At 64.4% G+C, this 14406-nt stretch carries 15 protein-coding genes and 2 pseudogenes; 8 read left to right on the forward strand and 9 right to left on the reverse strand.

Features of this window, described 5'->3' with window-relative positions; translation table 11 throughout:
* Both YUO_RS49080 and YUO_RS42340 read left to right on the forward strand, forming a co-directional pair.
* Positions 1–99: pseudogene (locus YUO_RS49080) on the forward strand (integrase core domain-containing protein); the annotation flags it as partial.
* Positions 81–266 (forward strand): annotated as a pseudogene (locus YUO_RS42340) (IS3 family transposase); the annotation flags it as partial. The pseudogenes YUO_RS49080 and YUO_RS42340, both read left to right, overlap by 19 nt.
* 43 nt (positions 267–309) lie before the next feature.
* Here the strand turns inward: YUO_RS42340 and YUO_RS0130925 are convergent.
* The gene (locus tag YUO_RS0130925) at positions 310–768 is read right to left on the reverse strand and encodes a nucleoside deaminase (protein WP_035728043.1); all 459 of its coding nucleotides are present in this window, start codon (positions 766–768) and stop codon (positions 310–312) included.
* A 153-nt stretch (positions 769–921) separates the two neighbouring features.
* Here YUO_RS0130925 and YUO_RS0130930 point away from each other — a divergent pair, with 153 nt between their 5' ends.
* Positions 922–2925: a pseudouridine synthase gene (locus YUO_RS0130930; protein WP_028350700.1), complete on the forward strand. Its 2004-nt coding sequence runs from the start codon at positions 922–924 to the stop codon at positions 2923–2925.
* Positions 2926–3107: 182 nt separating this feature from the next.
* Positions 3108–3662 carry a 16S rRNA (guanine(966)-N(2))-methyltransferase RsmD gene (gene rsmD, locus YUO_RS0130935; protein WP_028350701.1) on the forward strand — a complete coding sequence of 185 codons (555 nt, stop codon included), beginning with the start codon at positions 3108–3110 and terminating at the stop codon, positions 3660–3662.
* A 167-nt stretch (positions 3663–3829) separates the two neighbouring features.
* On the opposite strand, the gene mutL is transcribed toward rsmD, so the two are convergent.
* Complete coding sequence (mutL, locus tag YUO_RS0130940) at positions 3830–5635, reverse strand: DNA mismatch repair endonuclease MutL (RefSeq protein ID WP_028350702.1); 1806 nt, start codon at positions 5633–5635, stop codon at positions 3830–3832.
* Between the two features lie 249 nt (positions 5636–5884).
* Between mutL and YUO_RS0130945 the strand changes: the two genes are divergently transcribed.
* Complete coding sequence (locus tag YUO_RS0130945) at positions 5885–6205, forward strand: ribbon-helix-helix domain-containing protein (protein ID WP_028350703.1); 321 nt, start codon at positions 5885–5887, stop codon at positions 6203–6205.
* A 70-nt stretch (positions 6206–6275) separates the two neighbouring features.
* On the opposite strand, the gene YUO_RS0130950 is transcribed toward YUO_RS0130945, so the two are convergent.
* Genes YUO_RS0130950 through YUO_RS0130965 form a run of 4 tightly spaced genes read right to left on the reverse strand, consistent with a single transcriptional unit; the run spans position 6276 to position 9182 of the window.
* On the reverse strand, positions 6276–7844 hold the full coding sequence (locus YUO_RS0130950; protein ID WP_028350704.1) for a GMC family oxidoreductase: 1569 nt from the start codon (positions 7842–7844) through the stop codon (positions 6276–6278).
* A 39-nt stretch (positions 7845–7883) separates the two neighbouring features.
* Entirely contained in the window at positions 7884–8432 is a 549-nt protein-coding gene (locus tag YUO_RS0130955) for a hypothetical protein (RefSeq protein ID WP_028350705.1), read from the reverse strand.
* A 33-nt stretch (positions 8433–8465) separates the two neighbouring features.
* On the reverse strand, positions 8466–8861 hold the full coding sequence (locus YUO_RS0130960) for a VOC family protein (RefSeq protein WP_028350706.1): 396 nt from the start codon (positions 8859–8861) through the stop codon (positions 8466–8468).
* Positions 8862–9182, reverse strand: a complete 321-nt coding sequence (locus YUO_RS0130965) for a c-type cytochrome (RefSeq protein ID WP_028350707.1) — start codon at positions 9180–9182, stop codon at positions 8862–8864.
* 472 nt (positions 9183–9654) lie between these two features.
* Between YUO_RS0130965 and YUO_RS0130970 the strand changes: the two genes are divergently transcribed.
* The 3 genes from YUO_RS0130970 (at position 9655) to YUO_RS0130980 (ending at position 10873) form a co-directional block, all read left to right on the forward strand.
* Complete coding sequence (locus YUO_RS0130970; RefSeq protein WP_028350708.1) at positions 9655–9942, forward strand: hypothetical protein; 288 nt, start codon at positions 9655–9657, stop codon at positions 9940–9942.
* Between the two features lie 176 nt (positions 9943–10118).
* Positions 10119–10343 (forward strand): YgaP family membrane protein, encoded by a 225-nt coding sequence (locus tag YUO_RS0130975; protein WP_028350709.1) that lies wholly within the window; start codon positions 10119–10121, stop codon positions 10341–10343.
* A complete protein-coding gene (locus tag YUO_RS0130980) occupies positions 10340–10873 on the forward strand; it encodes an RNA polymerase sigma factor (protein ID WP_035728046.1) in 534 nt (177 codons plus the stop codon). The genes YUO_RS0130975 and YUO_RS0130980 overlap by 4 nt, the downstream gene beginning before the upstream one ends.
* An 18-nt stretch (positions 10874–10891) precedes the next feature.
* On the opposite strand, the gene arfB is transcribed toward YUO_RS0130980, so the two are convergent.
* The 3 genes from arfB to YUO_RS0130995 form a co-directional block, all read right to left on the reverse strand.
* Entirely contained in the window at positions 10892–11308 is a 417-nt protein-coding gene (arfB, locus tag YUO_RS0130985) for an alternative ribosome rescue aminoacyl-tRNA hydrolase ArfB (protein ID WP_028350711.1), read from the reverse strand.
* Positions 11309–11536: 228 nt separating this feature from the next.
* Positions 11537–12982 carry a M16 family metallopeptidase gene (locus tag YUO_RS0130990; RefSeq protein ID WP_083754791.1) on the reverse strand — a complete coding sequence of 482 codons (1446 nt, stop codon included), beginning with the start codon at positions 12980–12982 and terminating at the stop codon, positions 11537–11539.
* Positions 12904–14292, reverse strand: a complete 1389-nt coding sequence (locus YUO_RS0130995) for a M16 family metallopeptidase (RefSeq protein ID WP_035728057.1) — start codon at positions 14290–14292, stop codon at positions 12904–12906. Before YUO_RS0130995 ends, YUO_RS0130990 begins: the two co-directional genes overlap by 79 nt.
* Positions 14293–14406: the final 114 nt, after the last annotated feature.

The raw sequence follows: 14406 nt of genomic DNA on the forward strand, positions 1-14406 counted from the left end.
AGGCCATGCTGCTCGAACTCGGCATCAAGCATCGCTACACCAGACCCTACCGGCCGCAAACCAATGGCAAGGTCGAGCGCTTCTGGCGAACCCTCGAAGAGGACGTCATCGAGGGCGCAACCTTCGACAATCTCGACCATTTCACCAAAGAGCTGTTCGAGTACCTGATCTACTACAATAACCACAGGCCTCATCAGGCCCTTGCAGGGCTCACCCCGAAGGCCTTTGCAGCCACCAAGACCACCGCGATCCAATCAGCGAATTAGTGAACATCGACAGCAATGACGGCGGTGTGTGTGGCTGCACCGCCTACCGCCGTTCCCTGAAAAAGTCCCGCAGCAGTGCCGCGGCCTGGCTCTCGCCGACCGCCGAATAAACCTCCGGCACGTGGTGGCAGGTCGGCTGGGCGAAGAATCGCACGCCGGAATCCACTGCGCCGCCCTTGGGATCGGCGGCGCCGTAATAGAGCCGCCGGATCCGCGCAAACGAGATCGCGCCGGCGCACATCGTGCAGGGCTCCAGCGTGACGTAGAGGTCGCAATCGACCAGCCGCTCGGTGCCGATGGCCTCGGCCGCCTGCCGGATCGCCAATATTTCAGCGTGCGCGGTCGGATCGCGGTCGGTCAGCGTCCGGTTGCCGGCGGTGGCGATCACCTCGTAATCCCGCACGATTACGCAGCCGATCGGAACTTCGCCGGCCTTTCCGGCGTTTTCGGCCGTTTTCAGCGCCAAATCCATGAAAGAAGGGGCAGTCATGCCTCGTATCATTGGAATAAACCTGCTATGAGGGCCGCCCTCAGCAAACGTGGATGCCGGTTTTGCGTGAGAATGCGCCCTGAGCGAAGTGCGCGCGCGTTATCGCTATGACAGCCCATCCTGATCCGCCTGATGGCCATTTTATTCGGACCCAAGAGAACATTCATGCCCCGCGACAATGACAAAAACAACGATTCCCGCGGCCGGCGGGACCGTCCCGGGGGCGGCCAGGGCCGCGCCAGCGGAGTCAAGGGCCGCGCCGGCGGTGGCAAGGGCCGCTCGGGAGCGGCGAGGGGGCCTGAGAAGAAGTTTGCCAAGCGCGGCTTTGGCGCCAGGGATGGCGACGAGCGCGGCGGTGAGCGGCGTCCCTATGCCGGGAAGTCCGAGGGAGCAAAATCGTTCGGCAAGAAGCCTTACGCCGGCAAGCGGGAAGGTGCTTCGTTCCGCCGCGACGATGATCGGCCGCCGCGCCGGGATTTTGGCGATCGGCCTCGGGCAAGATTTGACCGGGAGGATCGTTCCGGCGGAGGTCGTCCCGAGCGGGGTCCGCGCAAGGATTTTCGCGCGCGGGACGATCGCGATGGCGACAAGCGTTCGTTCAAGCCGCGTGGCGACCGGCCGAGTTATGATCGCGACGAGCGTCCCGCGCGTCGTGAGCGCGAAGAGGGCCGTCCGGCCGGGCGTTTTCAGGACAGGAAATTCGGCGACAAGCGGCCTTACACGCCACGCGGAGAGGGTTTCCGCAAAGACGGCGACCGTCCGCGTGGCGATCGGCCCTATGGTGATCGTCCGCCGCGCGACGGCGAGAAGCGATTTTCGCGCGGGCCGCGCCGAGATTTTGGCGATCGTCCCGAGCGGGGTGAGGACAAGCCGTGGCAAAGGCGTGATGATCGTGGTGGCGGCGAACGTCCACGGTTTTCGCGCTCGCGCGAGGACCGGCCGAAGTTCGATCGTCCGCGCGAGCGCGGAGATCGAGACTATGACAGGGGGCGGCCGGCAGGCCGCACCGAGTGGCAGGAGCATCCGCGCAGCGAGGGACGTTTTCGCGACCGGCCGCGCCGCGACAACGAGGACGACGCCAAGATCTTCGCAAAGCGCCCGGCCTTCGGCGGCCGTGGCGCGTATCGCGAGCGCCCGACCGATTTCGACAAGCGCGCGCCGCGCGCGGAGCCGAAGCCTAAGAAGGCCGGCGAGCGCATCGCCAAGGTGGTGGCCCGCGCAGGCCTGGCCTCGCGCCGCGATGCCGAGGAATGGATCACGCAGGGCCGCGTCACCGTCAACGGCCGCGTCATCAATTCGCCGGCGCTCGACGTCACCGCTAATGACGTGATCGCCGTCGACGGCAAGGTGTTGCCGCCGCGCGAGCGCACGCGACTGTTCATGTATCACAAGCCGCGCGGGCTGATGACCACGCATGCCGATCCCGAGGGACGGCCGACCGTATTCGACAATCTGCCGGAAGGCCTCCCGCGGCTGATCTCGGTCGGCCGGCTCGATTTCAACACCGAGGGGTTATTGCTGCTGACCAACGACGGCGGGCTCGCGCGTGCGCTCGAACTGCCCGACACCGGCTGGCTCAGGCGTTATCGCGTGCGCGCCCACGGCGAGGTCACGCAGGCGCAGCTCGATGAACTGAAAAAGGGCGTCGAGGTCGACGGCATCAAATATGGTTCGATCGATGCAACGCTGGAGCGCGACCAGGGCGCCAACGTCTGGCTGGTGTTCGCGATCCGCGAAGGCAAGAACCGCGAGGTCCGCAACGTCATGGCGCATCTCGGCCTCGAGGTGAACCGCCTGATCCGCGTCTCCTACGGACCGTTCCAGCTCGGCGAGCTGGCCGAGGGCCAGGTCGAGGAGGTCAAGACCCGTGTGCTGCGCGAGCAGCTCGGCGAGAAGATCGCCGCACTCGCGGGCGCGGATTTCAACCGGCCGATGCCGGGCGAGAAATCCGATAGTGAGGACGACGCAGCGCGCGGCAAGAAGCCGTTCAAGCCGGCGGGCAAGAGCGCGCTGATCGCCGACCGCAAGGGCCGCCGCGTGCTGGTGCAGCGCACCGGCAGCGAGGAAGCCCGCGCGCGCAACGAGGACGAGGCCAGTGGCTACGGCCCGCCGCGCCGCCCGCGACGCGGCTATCACGGCAAGCGCGATCTGAAGCCGCGGGACGAGTAGGGACGCCAGATGAGTGTCGCGCTTCCTTCTGTGGTCTCTGCCCCGGCGCATACTGCGTTCCCTCCCCCCTTGCGGGGGAGGGCTAGGGAGAGGGGTATCCCACGAGAAGTCTGCCCGTGTGGCACCCCCTTCCCCAACCCTTCCCCGCAAGGGGGAAGGGAGCACAGCCGGGCCGCACGTTGATGCGTGTCGTCGGCGGACGATTGAAGGGCCGTAACCTGGCATCGCCTTCGTCGCGGGACATTCGCCCGACGGCGGATCGCTTGCGCGAGTCCGTGTTCAACATCCTGATCCACGCTTACGACAACCCGATCGAAGGCGCGCGCGTGCTCGACCTGTTCGCCGGTACCGGTGCGCTCGGCATCGAAGCGGTGTCGCGCGGCGCCAGCTTCACGCTGTTCGTCGACAACGGCGCCGAAGCGCGCGCGTTGTTGCGCAACAATGTCGAGGCGCTGGGCCTCGGCGGCGTGACAAAAGTCTATCGCCGCGACGCCACCAATCTCGGCCCGGCGCATCCGGTCGAGCCGTTCTCGCTGGTGTTCCTCGATCCGCCTTACGGCAAAGGCCTCGCGGAGAAGGCGCTGGTCTCGCTGCGCGATGGCGGCTGGCTGACGGCGGGGGCGCTCGTGGTGGTGGAGGAAGCGAAGGCGGCGGGGTTTGCGGTGCCCAGGGGATTCGAGGAGCTGGAGCGGCGCGCGTATGACGATACGGAGTTTGTGTTTTTGCGGAGCAGATGACGCGCTGCTTCCGCAACCACTACTGTCGTCGCCCGGCCTTGTGCGCAATTGCGCACTAGGACCGGGCGATCCAGTACGCCGCGGCCTATCGGTTCAACCGCTAATGTCTCTGGAATACTGGATCACCCGCCTTCGCGGGTGACGACAAGTGAGTGTGTGGGAGTCGACTACCTCCGCCCGAACAGCTTCTCGATATCGGCGAGCTTCAATTCCACATAGGTCGGACGGCCATGGTTGCACTGGCCGGAATTCGGCGTGTCTTCCATCTCGCGCAGAAGCGCGTTCATCTCTTCCGGCTTGAGGCGTCTCCCGGCACGGACAGAACCGTGGCAGGCCATGGTGGCCGCGACATGCATCAGGCGGCGCTCCAGCGGCAGCGCCTCGTCCCATTCGGCCATGTGCTCGGCGAGATCGCGCAGCAACCCTACTGCATTCGCCTTGCCGAGCAGCGACGGCGTCTCGCGCACCGCCACCGCGCCGGGGCCAAAGGATTCGATCGCAAGTCCGAAGGAGGCGAGTTCCTCGGCGCGCGCCAGCAGCTTCTCGACGGTAGCCTCATCGAGTTCGACGATTTCGGGGATCAGAAGAATCTGCCGCTGCACGCCGTTCTTCGCCAGCGACGCCTTCAGCTTCTCGTAGACAATGCGCTCATGGGCGGCGTGCTGATCCACGACGATCAGGCCGTCGCGGGTTTGCGAGACGATATAGGTCTCGTGGATTTGGGTGCGCGCCGCGCCGAGTGGCCGGTCGAGCAGGTCGGCAGAGGGCTGCGCCTCGAAGCGTACGTCGGCGGTTGGCGCGCCGACATCGAACGCGGCTTGTCCGGCTTCGGCGAGCGCCGTTGCCGCCGCGCCTTCGAACGAGGGCCTGACCGGATAGGCCGGCGAACTCCGCCAGTCCCAGTTGGTCGGGCGCGGCGCAAAGGACGGACGAAACGCCGACAGCGCCGCACCGTCGGTATTGGCAGCGGTGCGCCGGCCCTCGCGGGCGAGGCCGTCCTTGAGCGCATGCACGATCAGCGCACGAACAAGCCCGGCGTTGCGAAACCGCACCTCGGTCTTGGCCGGGTGCACATTGGCGTCGACTTCCTGCGGCGCCAGCGTCACGAACAGCGCGACGACCGGATGACGATCACGCGGCAGATAGTCGGAATAGGCCGCGCGCACCGCGCCGAGGATGAGCTTGTCGCGGACCGGGCGGCCGTTGACGAACAGATATTGCCCGAGCGCATTGGCGCGGGTCAGCGAGGGGGCGGCAGCAAAACCCTCGACGATTACGCCTTCGCGCTCGGAGCGCACTTCGATGGCGCAAGAGCGGAAATCGTGACCTAAGATGTCGCCGAGCCGCGTCAGCCGACCCGCAGCACCCGGCAGCGCCGCGGCCCAGGTCACCGGCGCGCGTTCCTCGCCGGCCAAGGTGAAAGCGATGTCGGGCCGCGCCATTGCGAGGCGCCGCACCACTTCGCGGATCGCCTCGGCCTCGGTGCGGTCGGTCTTGAGAAATTTCAGCCGGGCGGGTGTTGCATAAAAGAGATCGCTGACCTCGACGCGGGTGCCTTGCGACAGCGCGGCCGGCATGATCTGCGATTTCAGGCCGCCTTCGACCGACAGCGACCAGGCGTGAGGTTCGCTGGCGTGGCGCGTGGTGATACCGAGCTTCGCCACGGCGCCGATCGAGGGCAGGGCCTCGCCGCGAAAGCCCAGCGTGCGAATGCGTAACAGATCCTCATCATCGAGCTTGGAGGTGGCGTGGCGGTCGACGGCGAGCGCGAGATCGCCATGGGTCATTCCGCTGCCGTCGTCGGTGATGCCGATCCGTCGTCTGCCGCCGCCATCGGTGAAAATGTCGACGCGGCTGGCGCCGGCGTCGATGGCGTTTTCGACGAGTTCCTTCACCACGCTCGCGGGACGTTCGACCACTTCGCCGGCGGCGATGCGATTGACGACCTGTTCGGGGAGTTGGCGGACGGGCATGAGGTCGGGCTTAAACGTCGATTCGAGGTTGAACCGCCATTCTAGGCGTCCGTGGCGGCAATTGCATGGGAAGAGGCCGAAACAATACCCGGCTGGGGATGAAGGTGGACTATCGCCTTGAAGATGCTGAGGTTCGTTCTCGGCTGGTCGACATGGCCTGAGATTGGACTTGAGATTGGGCCCGGGATTGTGAGGTCGTGTGGTCAGGTATATCGTTTAGAAAAATTATAATCTACTTGGAGGAACCCCATGTGCCACCTATTCGCGCACCAGCCCCAACGCGACTATGAATCGCAGACCCGATCGCTGCGGATGGGCGGCCATAGCACCTCGATCCGGCTGGAAATGTCGTTCTGGGACACGCTGGAGGAGATCGCGGCGAAAGAGGGAATGAGCCTCGCCAAGTTTCTTACCACGTTGCACGACGAAGTTCTCGACCACCATGGCGAGGTCAAGAATTTTGCCTCGCTGTTGCGCTGCTCCTGCCTGATCTATCGCGCCAGGAGTGCGGTCGTCGTGCCGGAATTTCGTGGCAGCGCCGCCGCGGCCATTCTCGACGCCGCCGAATAGGTTCCGTCCAATCAGAAAAAGAAAAGCGGCTCGGTCCGGGATGGACCGAAACGCCTTTGTTTTGCCGGAACTAGATCTCCTTGCGCTGCATCGCGCCGGCGATGTGGTCCGCCTGCCGGATTGCCAGCGAGACGATCGTCAGCGTCGGATTGCAGGCGGCGCCGCTGGTGAACTGGCTGCCATCGGAGATGAACAGGTTCTTGACGTCGTGGGTCTGACCAAACTTGTTCACCACGCCATCCCTCGGCTTCTCGCTCATCCTGTTGGTGCCGAGATTATGCGTGCTCGGGTAGGGTGGCGTCGGATAGGTCACGGTGGCGCCGACGGCCTCGTAGACGGCGGCGCCCTGCTTGTAGGCGTGATTGCGCATCGCGACGTCGTTGGGATGGTCGTCGAAATGCACGCTCGCCACCGGCATGCCGAACTTGTCCTTGGCCTTCGGATCCAGCGTGATGCGGTTGGTTTCCTGCGGCATGTCCTCGCCGACCAGCCACATGCCGGCCATGCGTGGATAGGACTCCATCGCTGACGTGAAGGAGCGCCCCCACGCGCCGGGATTCAGAAACGCCGCCATGAACGGCACGCCGATCGACAGTGTCTCCATCTCATAGCCGCCGACGAAGCCGCGCTTAGGGTCGTTCTTCGCTTCGTCGCGGATGATGCCGGCCATGGTGGTGCCGCGATACATGTGCACCGATTTCTCGAACGTCGCGTACACGCTGCCGGTCATGTGCCGCATATAGTTGCGGCCGACCTGACCGGACGAGTTGGCGAGGCCGTTCGGGAACATGTTCGAGGCGCTGTTGAGCAGTAGCCGCGGGCTCTCGATCGAATTGCCTGCGACCGCCACAACCCGCGCCTTCTGGCGCTGCATCGCGCCGCTCTCGTCGGCGTAGACTACGCCCGTGACCTTGCCTGATGCGTCGTGCTCGATCTTGATCGCCATGCTGTTGGGGCGCACTTCGAGATTTCCGGTGGCCTCGCCCTTGGGGATTTCGGTATAGAGCGTCGACCATTTCGCACCCGACTTGCAGCCCTGGAAGCAGAAGCCGATCTGCTGGCAGGCGCCGCGCCCGTCGCGCGGGTCGCTGTTGATCGCCATGTTGCCGGTGTGCACGGACTTGTAGCCGAGCTTCTTCGCGCCGGCTTCCATCACCTTGAAATTATTGTTGCCGGGCAGGCCGGCAATGCCGTTGGTGCGGGTCACGCCCATCTTGTCCTCAGCCTTGGCGTACCACGGCTCCATCTCGGCGAGCGCGATCGGCCAATCCAACAGATTGGCGCCGGCTATGTCGCCATAGGTGCTCTTGACCTTGAATTCATGCTCAGCAAAACGCAGCGAGGCACCGGCCCAATGCGTTGTCGAACCGCCGACCGCCTTCACGATCCATGCCGGAAGGTTCGGAAAATCCTTGGCGACGCGCCAGCTTCCCGACGTGGTGCGCATGTCGGACCATGCGAGCTGGGTAAAGCTCTCCCATTCGTCGTTGACGAAATCTTGCATCTCGATGCGCGAGCCGGCTTCGAGGATCACGACCTTGACGCCTTTTTGCGCAAGCTCATTGCCGAGCGTTCCGCCCCCCGCACCGGAGCCAACGATCACGACCACGCCGCTGTCATTCAGATCGAATTTTGCCATGTTGATTTCCTCCCTGACTGTTCGCTACCTAAAGGCGCATTAAGCCTTCGGGAGCCAGTCGATGTCGGCGAAGCCGCGCTTGATGTAGCCGCCATGCTCGGCGGAGGAGCCCTCGTAGCCGAACTTTGGCCATACCTCTTTCTGGTTATAGAGCGAGACAACGAGGTCACCGCAGATCTTCTGGAAGAACGGGGTCTGCTCGATCATCTGCAGCAGCGCGACGCGTTCGCTCTCCCATTGCACCTGGGCGTAGGGAAGCTTGTGACGGTCCTTCGCTGCCTGATCGAGCCCGGCCACGCCGTCATTGATAAGCGACTTTACGGCTGGATCCTTCGCCGCCTTGCCGTCCCACGGCCTGACCGCAGTGATGTAGTAGCTGTCTCCGAGGAAATCGTGCGGATAGATATCGCGTGCCATCTTCACCAGCGTCTTCAGCGTCGCCGGCGTCAGGGTGGTCGCATCGTCGGCCCAGGCGTCGCTGACACTGAGCCCGGTGCTGGTTGCGATCGCAACCGCCGGCACCGTGGTGGCCGCGCCCTTCAGGAAGACGCGGCGGTCGTACTTGCTGCGACGATCGACTTCTCTCATGGGCTTCCTCCTGGAATGTTTTGTTGATTGCAATTAACCGAAACGGCCGCCGCGCTGGATCACCTCGATCTTGTAGCCGTCGGGATCGGTGACGAAGAAGAAGCGCGCCAGCGTCCTGCCGTCGTGCTTGAAGTCGCGCAGCGGCCCGGGCGCGAGATTTTCGCGCGCGAATCTCGCGTGCTCGGCGTCGACATCATCGACCACCACAGCGAGATGCCCGTAGCCGTCGCCCAGCCAGTAGGGCTCCTTGCGATCGAAGTTGACGGTCAGTTCGACTTCGAAGGGCGAGGAGGGATGACGCAGATAGATCAGCGCGAATTCCGGAAATTTGAGATGGTCGGCAACCTCGAGTCCGAAAGCGCGTGCATAGAAGTCCAGCGATTTCGCCTCGTCGAATACGCGGATCATCGAGTGAACGGGCTTTGCCATTCAGTTCAGCTCCTTCAGATAGGCGATGATGGCGGCGCGGGTCTCCGCCTTGGGCTGGCGATAGGCCATGATGGAGCCTGGAATCGTCGCCTGCGGGTTGGCGAGATAGGCGTCAAGGCTGGCTTCGTCCCAGACAAAGTCGGCCTTGGCGAAGCCGGTGGAATAGCGAAAGCCGTCCGCCTTGCCCGCGGACTTGCCGACGATCCCAAACAGCGACGGTCCCTGGCGGACCGCGTCGGACAGGTTCGTGGTGTGGCAGGTCGCACATTGCTGCTTGAACAGCGTCGCGCCGTCCGGCGGCTTTGCTTCGGGTAATGGCATCTGCGCGCCGGCCATGGTCACGACGAGGAGCGTGGCGCAAAATCCCACCCCGATTACCCGTGTCGTGCGCAGCCTTTTCATATGCATCACCGTTAGCGTGCGCAGACTGTAGGTCGCCGAAAATAGGCGGTGGTAGTAGCGGGCTGTTTCAGGACAGAACAAAAGCGGCCGCGCTTCAGGCGGGACGGGCCGCCTGACCGCCTACGTTGGTTGGCGTGGGCGGGAGCATGTGGATCAAAATATTTTTACGGAACTTTTCTGGAGCTGCCGAAGCGCCGCATATGCGGTTGGTCCGTGGCCAAGGATTCGCAAAATGACCTCGAAATCCCTACACGATCACCACATCGCGCGGCTTGCATGGCGAGCGCACCGTTCGCGGATAACGACTGATCCGGCGATGAACATGTTCGGGTTGTGAACGGTGCCTGAAGAAGCCGAACTGTTTGTCGTCGACAAAACCTTGGAGAAATGGATGAAGCTAGTGAAAACCTCGGCGATCGCGGTTGCAATCTCGGCTCTGCTTGCCGGTCCGGTACTGGCGCAAGGCGCCTCATCCGACACCCAGATCCGCGGCGGAGCAAAGGGCACCCAGATGCAGGGCGGCGCGTCGGGCAGCATGGACGAAGACGCGCCGGCGGGCGCCGCGGGCCAGAGGGCAGGCACCAAGCCGGGTGCGAAGGGCACCGTCGGAGCGGGCGGTAGTGCAGCGCCGCCCAAGGCCACGGGCGGAGCGGCGACCCCTCCAGCAAGTAGCCGCTAAGTGCCTGGAGGAAACCCGCCTCCTCCGACGGGTTGCTCTCCAACAGAACTCCGGCCGTGCGGCGGCCGGAGTTTTTTTGTGCCTCGACCGGCGATCCGCGAACCGAAAGCTCGGCCCGGCGGCTCTATCTGACGAGAACGCGCTGACGTTCTTTCGCGCAATTGAAGGGAGCTGTTATGTTCTATCGCAAGAATTTGCCGGGTGGGGAGCGGGCGATGCGGACGATCGGGGGCGTTGTGATGATCGCCTATGGGCTTTTCGGCATGCCCGGGCTGCTCAGCATGCCCGGCACCACGGCCGGCTACCTGATTGCGGCTACCGGCGCGGTCGCAATCGTGACCGGATTTTTCGGCTTTTGTCCGATGTGCGCCATGGTCGGCCGCAGGCTTCCCTCATCATGAGCACGTTGGCCCGAGCGGGGCGCTGCAGCCCCTCGCTGATCGAGGCCGCCCGCGGCGGCGACACCGAGGCGCTGGTGTCGCTGATCGCGCTAGCTCAGCCGGATATCCGCCGCTATGCCGCACGCAATTGCCGCGCGGCCGATATCGACGATGCGGTTCAGGAAACGCTGTTGCTGTTGTACCGGCGGGTCGGCACGTTGCGCGCGGTGACGTCGCTTTCGGCGTGGCTGTTTGCGGTGGCGCGCCGCGCCTGCCTTCGCTTGCTGCGCCGGGCGATGGGAACACCGGCGGCGCCGGCCGACGACGCGGAGGCGCGCCTGGCGCATCTTGCGACGGAAGACATTCGCATCGATCTTTCCCGCGCCATCCAGTCGCTGCCCGACCACTATCGCGAGGTGATCCTGCTGCGCGATATCGAGGAATTGTCGATCGACGAGATCGCTGGTGTTCTTGGGCTGACACGCGAAAGCGTCAAAGCGCGCATCCACCGCGCGCGATTGATGATCCGGGAATATCTGATCCGCGATTGAGACGTCGTGATCGGCGGTTCAATCGTCAAAGCGCGCGGTGCGCTTCGCCTTGACGTCGCTGCGCCGCTTCTTGCCTTCCAGCCGCCGCTGCTTCGAGCCGAAGGTCGGCTTGGTCGGCCGGCGCGGCGTCGGGCGGATCAGGGCCTCGCGCAACAATTCGAGCAGGCGATCGATGGCGTCGGCCCGGTTGCGCTCCTGGGTACGGAAGCGCTGGGCGTGGATCACGATGACGCCCTCCTTGGTCATGCGCTGGCCGGCGAGCCGCACCAGCCGTGCGGCCGCATCCTCCGGCAGCGTGATCTTGCGTGTGTCGAAACGGAGCTGCGCTGCGGTCGCGAGCTTGTTGACATTCTGGCCGCCCGGGCCGGAGGCGCGGACGAAGCCGATCTCGATGTCGTTTTCGTCAATCGTGAGGTCGCGGGAAACCCGCAGCATGGCGTTCACCGGAGCGTAGGAAGAATCGCCGAGCACCATAGCGGCTTTGCGTTGAGGTTGCTCTGCCGTGCTTTCTCCGTTCCCTCTCCCCTTGCGGGAGAGGGTTAGGGAGAGGGGTAGCGGCAACGGCAGTGCTTGTGGCTTACCCCTCTCCCCAGCCCTCCCCCGCAAGGGGGGAGGGAGCACAGGGTGCCATGGGGCACCACTTCCTCGACTCAAGTGGGAAGTCTAGTTCGCCTTCGGCGGCGCCGCGGCGGGCTGCACGGCGGCCTGCGGGGCGCGGCCGACGATCACGGTGAGCAGGCCCTGGCCCCACAGCTTCTGCGCCGCCTTTTTGGCGTCGTCCAGCGTGACGGCGTCGACGAGCGCATTGCGCTTCTCGATGTAGTCGATCGGCAGCTTGTCGAGTTGGTATTGCAGCAGTGCCTGCGCCAGCTTCGAAGAGGTGTCGAGCGCGAGCATCTGCGAGCCCTTGAGGTACGACTTGGCCTCGTCCAGTTCCTTTTGGGTCGGGCCCTCCTCAGCGATGCGGCGGATTTCCCTTTCGATCGCGTCCACCGTCTCGCCTGCGCGGTCGGCACGGGTGCCGGTATTGCCGATGAACAGTGCGGAGCGATCCATCCAGAGCAGGGATTGATAAACGGAATAGGCGAGACCGCGCTTTTCGCGCACCTCCCTGTAGAGCCGCGATGACAACCCGCCTCCGCCGAGGATGTGGTTCACCACATAGGCGGCCATGAAATTCGGATCGTGGCGGCGAATGCCGGGGCCGCCGAACGTCACCACGGTCTGCGGCACGTCGAGCGGCACGAACGCGCGCTGCGGCGGCTTGGTCGCCTCGACCTCGGCGATCGGCGTGAGGCTGGCCTTGGCCGGCAGTCCGCCAAACGTCTTGTCCAGGAGCTTGCCGAGCGTGTCGGCATCGACGTCGCCAACCACGGCGATCCGCAAGTTATCCTTTGCAATCACGCGGCGGACGTAGTCCTTCATGTCGACGACATCGATTTTCGGCACGCTGTCGAGCGTGCCGTTGGCCTGTCGGCCGTAGGGATGATCGCCAAAGGCGACTTCCAGGAATTTACGGCTCGCCAGCGAGGTCGGGCTGGTGGTGTCGCGGCGCAGCCCGGAGAGCACCTGCGCGCGAATGCGCTCGACGTCGACGGCGTCGAAATGCGGCGAGGTCAGCGCCAGATGGAGCAGGCCGAAAGCCTCGTCCTTATTGTCCTTGAGCATTCGAAGCGAGCCGCGGAAATAATCCCGGGTCGACGAAAAGCTCAGCTCGATGGCACGGCGCTCGAGGCGCTCGTGGAAGGTTTTGGAATCGAGATCGCCGGAGCCTTCATCGAGCAGGCTGGCGACCATGTTGCCGACGCCGGACTTGCCGGCCGGATCCTGGGCGGCGCCGCCGGCGAAGGCATATTCCATCGCAATGAGAGGCACGGTGGCATCCTGCACGAACCAGGCCTCGATGCCGCCAGGCGAGACCAGCCGCTGGATCTTGGCTGCGGCGTGCGACGGGCTCGCCGCCAGCGACAGCAGTACGGCGCCAGCGATCAGGGCGGATGCGAGGCGTTGCGCGGGAATCGAAAAACGGATCACGAGCGCTTCTCCTCGCGTTTTTGCGCGGTATCCTTGATCAGATAGCCAGTCACCGAGCGTTTCTTGTCGAGCCATTTCTGCGCGGCGTCACGGACCTGCTCGGCGGTGACGGCGCGAATCCGGTCCGGCCAGCTCCTGATATCATCGATAGAAAGTCCCGTGGTCAGTGCGCCGCCATACCAGCGCGCCAGCGTGGCCTGGTTGTCCTGGGCGTAGATCGCTTCCGCAATCAACTGGGTCTTGACCCGCTCGAGATCCTCGGCGCGGGCCGGGTTCTGGATGACCTCCGCGATCACGCCGTCGATCACCTGCTCGATCTGCGAAAATTCCACGCCGGGCTTCGGCGAAACCGAGATCGAGAATTGCGAGGGATCCAGCGCGGTGCCCTGGTAACCGGCACCGGCGCTGATCGCGAGCTGGCGGTCGATTACCAGTGCGCGATAAAGATATGAGTTGGAGCCGCCGCCCATCAGTTGCGCGAGCACGTCGAGCGCCGGGCTTTCGCCGGCCGCAGCGGTCGTGGAAGAGGGGACGAGATAATAGCGCCGCAGGCTGGTCTGTTCGACGCGCGGGTCCGACAGCGTCACCGTGCGCGGTGCCGCCGGCACCGGCTCCTGCGGGCGGATTCGTTGCGCGGCAATGGCCGGCTGCGCCGGGATGCCGCCATACGCCTTCTCGACCATCGCTCGGACTTCCTTGGCATCGACGTCGCCCGCGATCACCAGAATGGCGTTGTTCGGTGCGTAGAAGCGCTTGTAGAACGCCAGCACATCCTCGCGGTCGAGCTTCTCGATCTCCTGGCGCCAGCCGATCACCGGGCGGCCATAGGGATGGTTGAGATACAGCGCCGCCATGATCTGCTCGGTGAGCCGGGCGTCCGGATTGTTGGCGACCCGCATGTTGAATTCCTCGAGCACGACATCGCGCTCGGGAAGCACGTTCTCATCCTTGAGGATGAGGCCGGTCATGCGGTCGGCCTCGAATTCCATCATTTTCGCCAACTGCTCGCGCGGCACGCGCTGGAAATAGCCGGTGTAATCGAGCGAGGTGAAGGCGTTCTCGTTGCCGCCGATCCGCAGCACGGTCTGCGAAAATTCGCCGGCGGGATGTTTCGCGGTCCCCTTGAACATCAGATGTTCGAGGAAGTGCGCCAGTCCGGATTTGCCTGGCGTCTCGTCGGCGGAGCCGACCTTGTACCAGATCATCTGCGTGACGACGGGCGTGCGGTGATCCGGGATCACCACGACTTGCAGGCCGTTGTCGAGGGTGAAGCTGGCTGGACGTTCCGACGTGACCGTGGTCTGGGCGAGTGCGCTGCCGGCGAAGAAAGCAAACGTCGAGATGAGGGCTATAGCGAGAGAAACGGCAAGACGGTGTGAGAACATCATGACCTATCTGGCGCTAAAATTCGCAAAGCTGGTTACCGGCCCTGCGAAACGAATCCGCGCAAATGTTAGAAGTAACCCGACAAAACCGCTCGGGATCAAAGCCGCGGCATC

Source organism: Bradyrhizobium murdochi (assembly GCF_000472965.1).
Taxonomy (GTDB): domain Bacteria; phylum Pseudomonadota; class Alphaproteobacteria; order Rhizobiales; family Xanthobacteraceae; genus Bradyrhizobium; species Bradyrhizobium murdochi.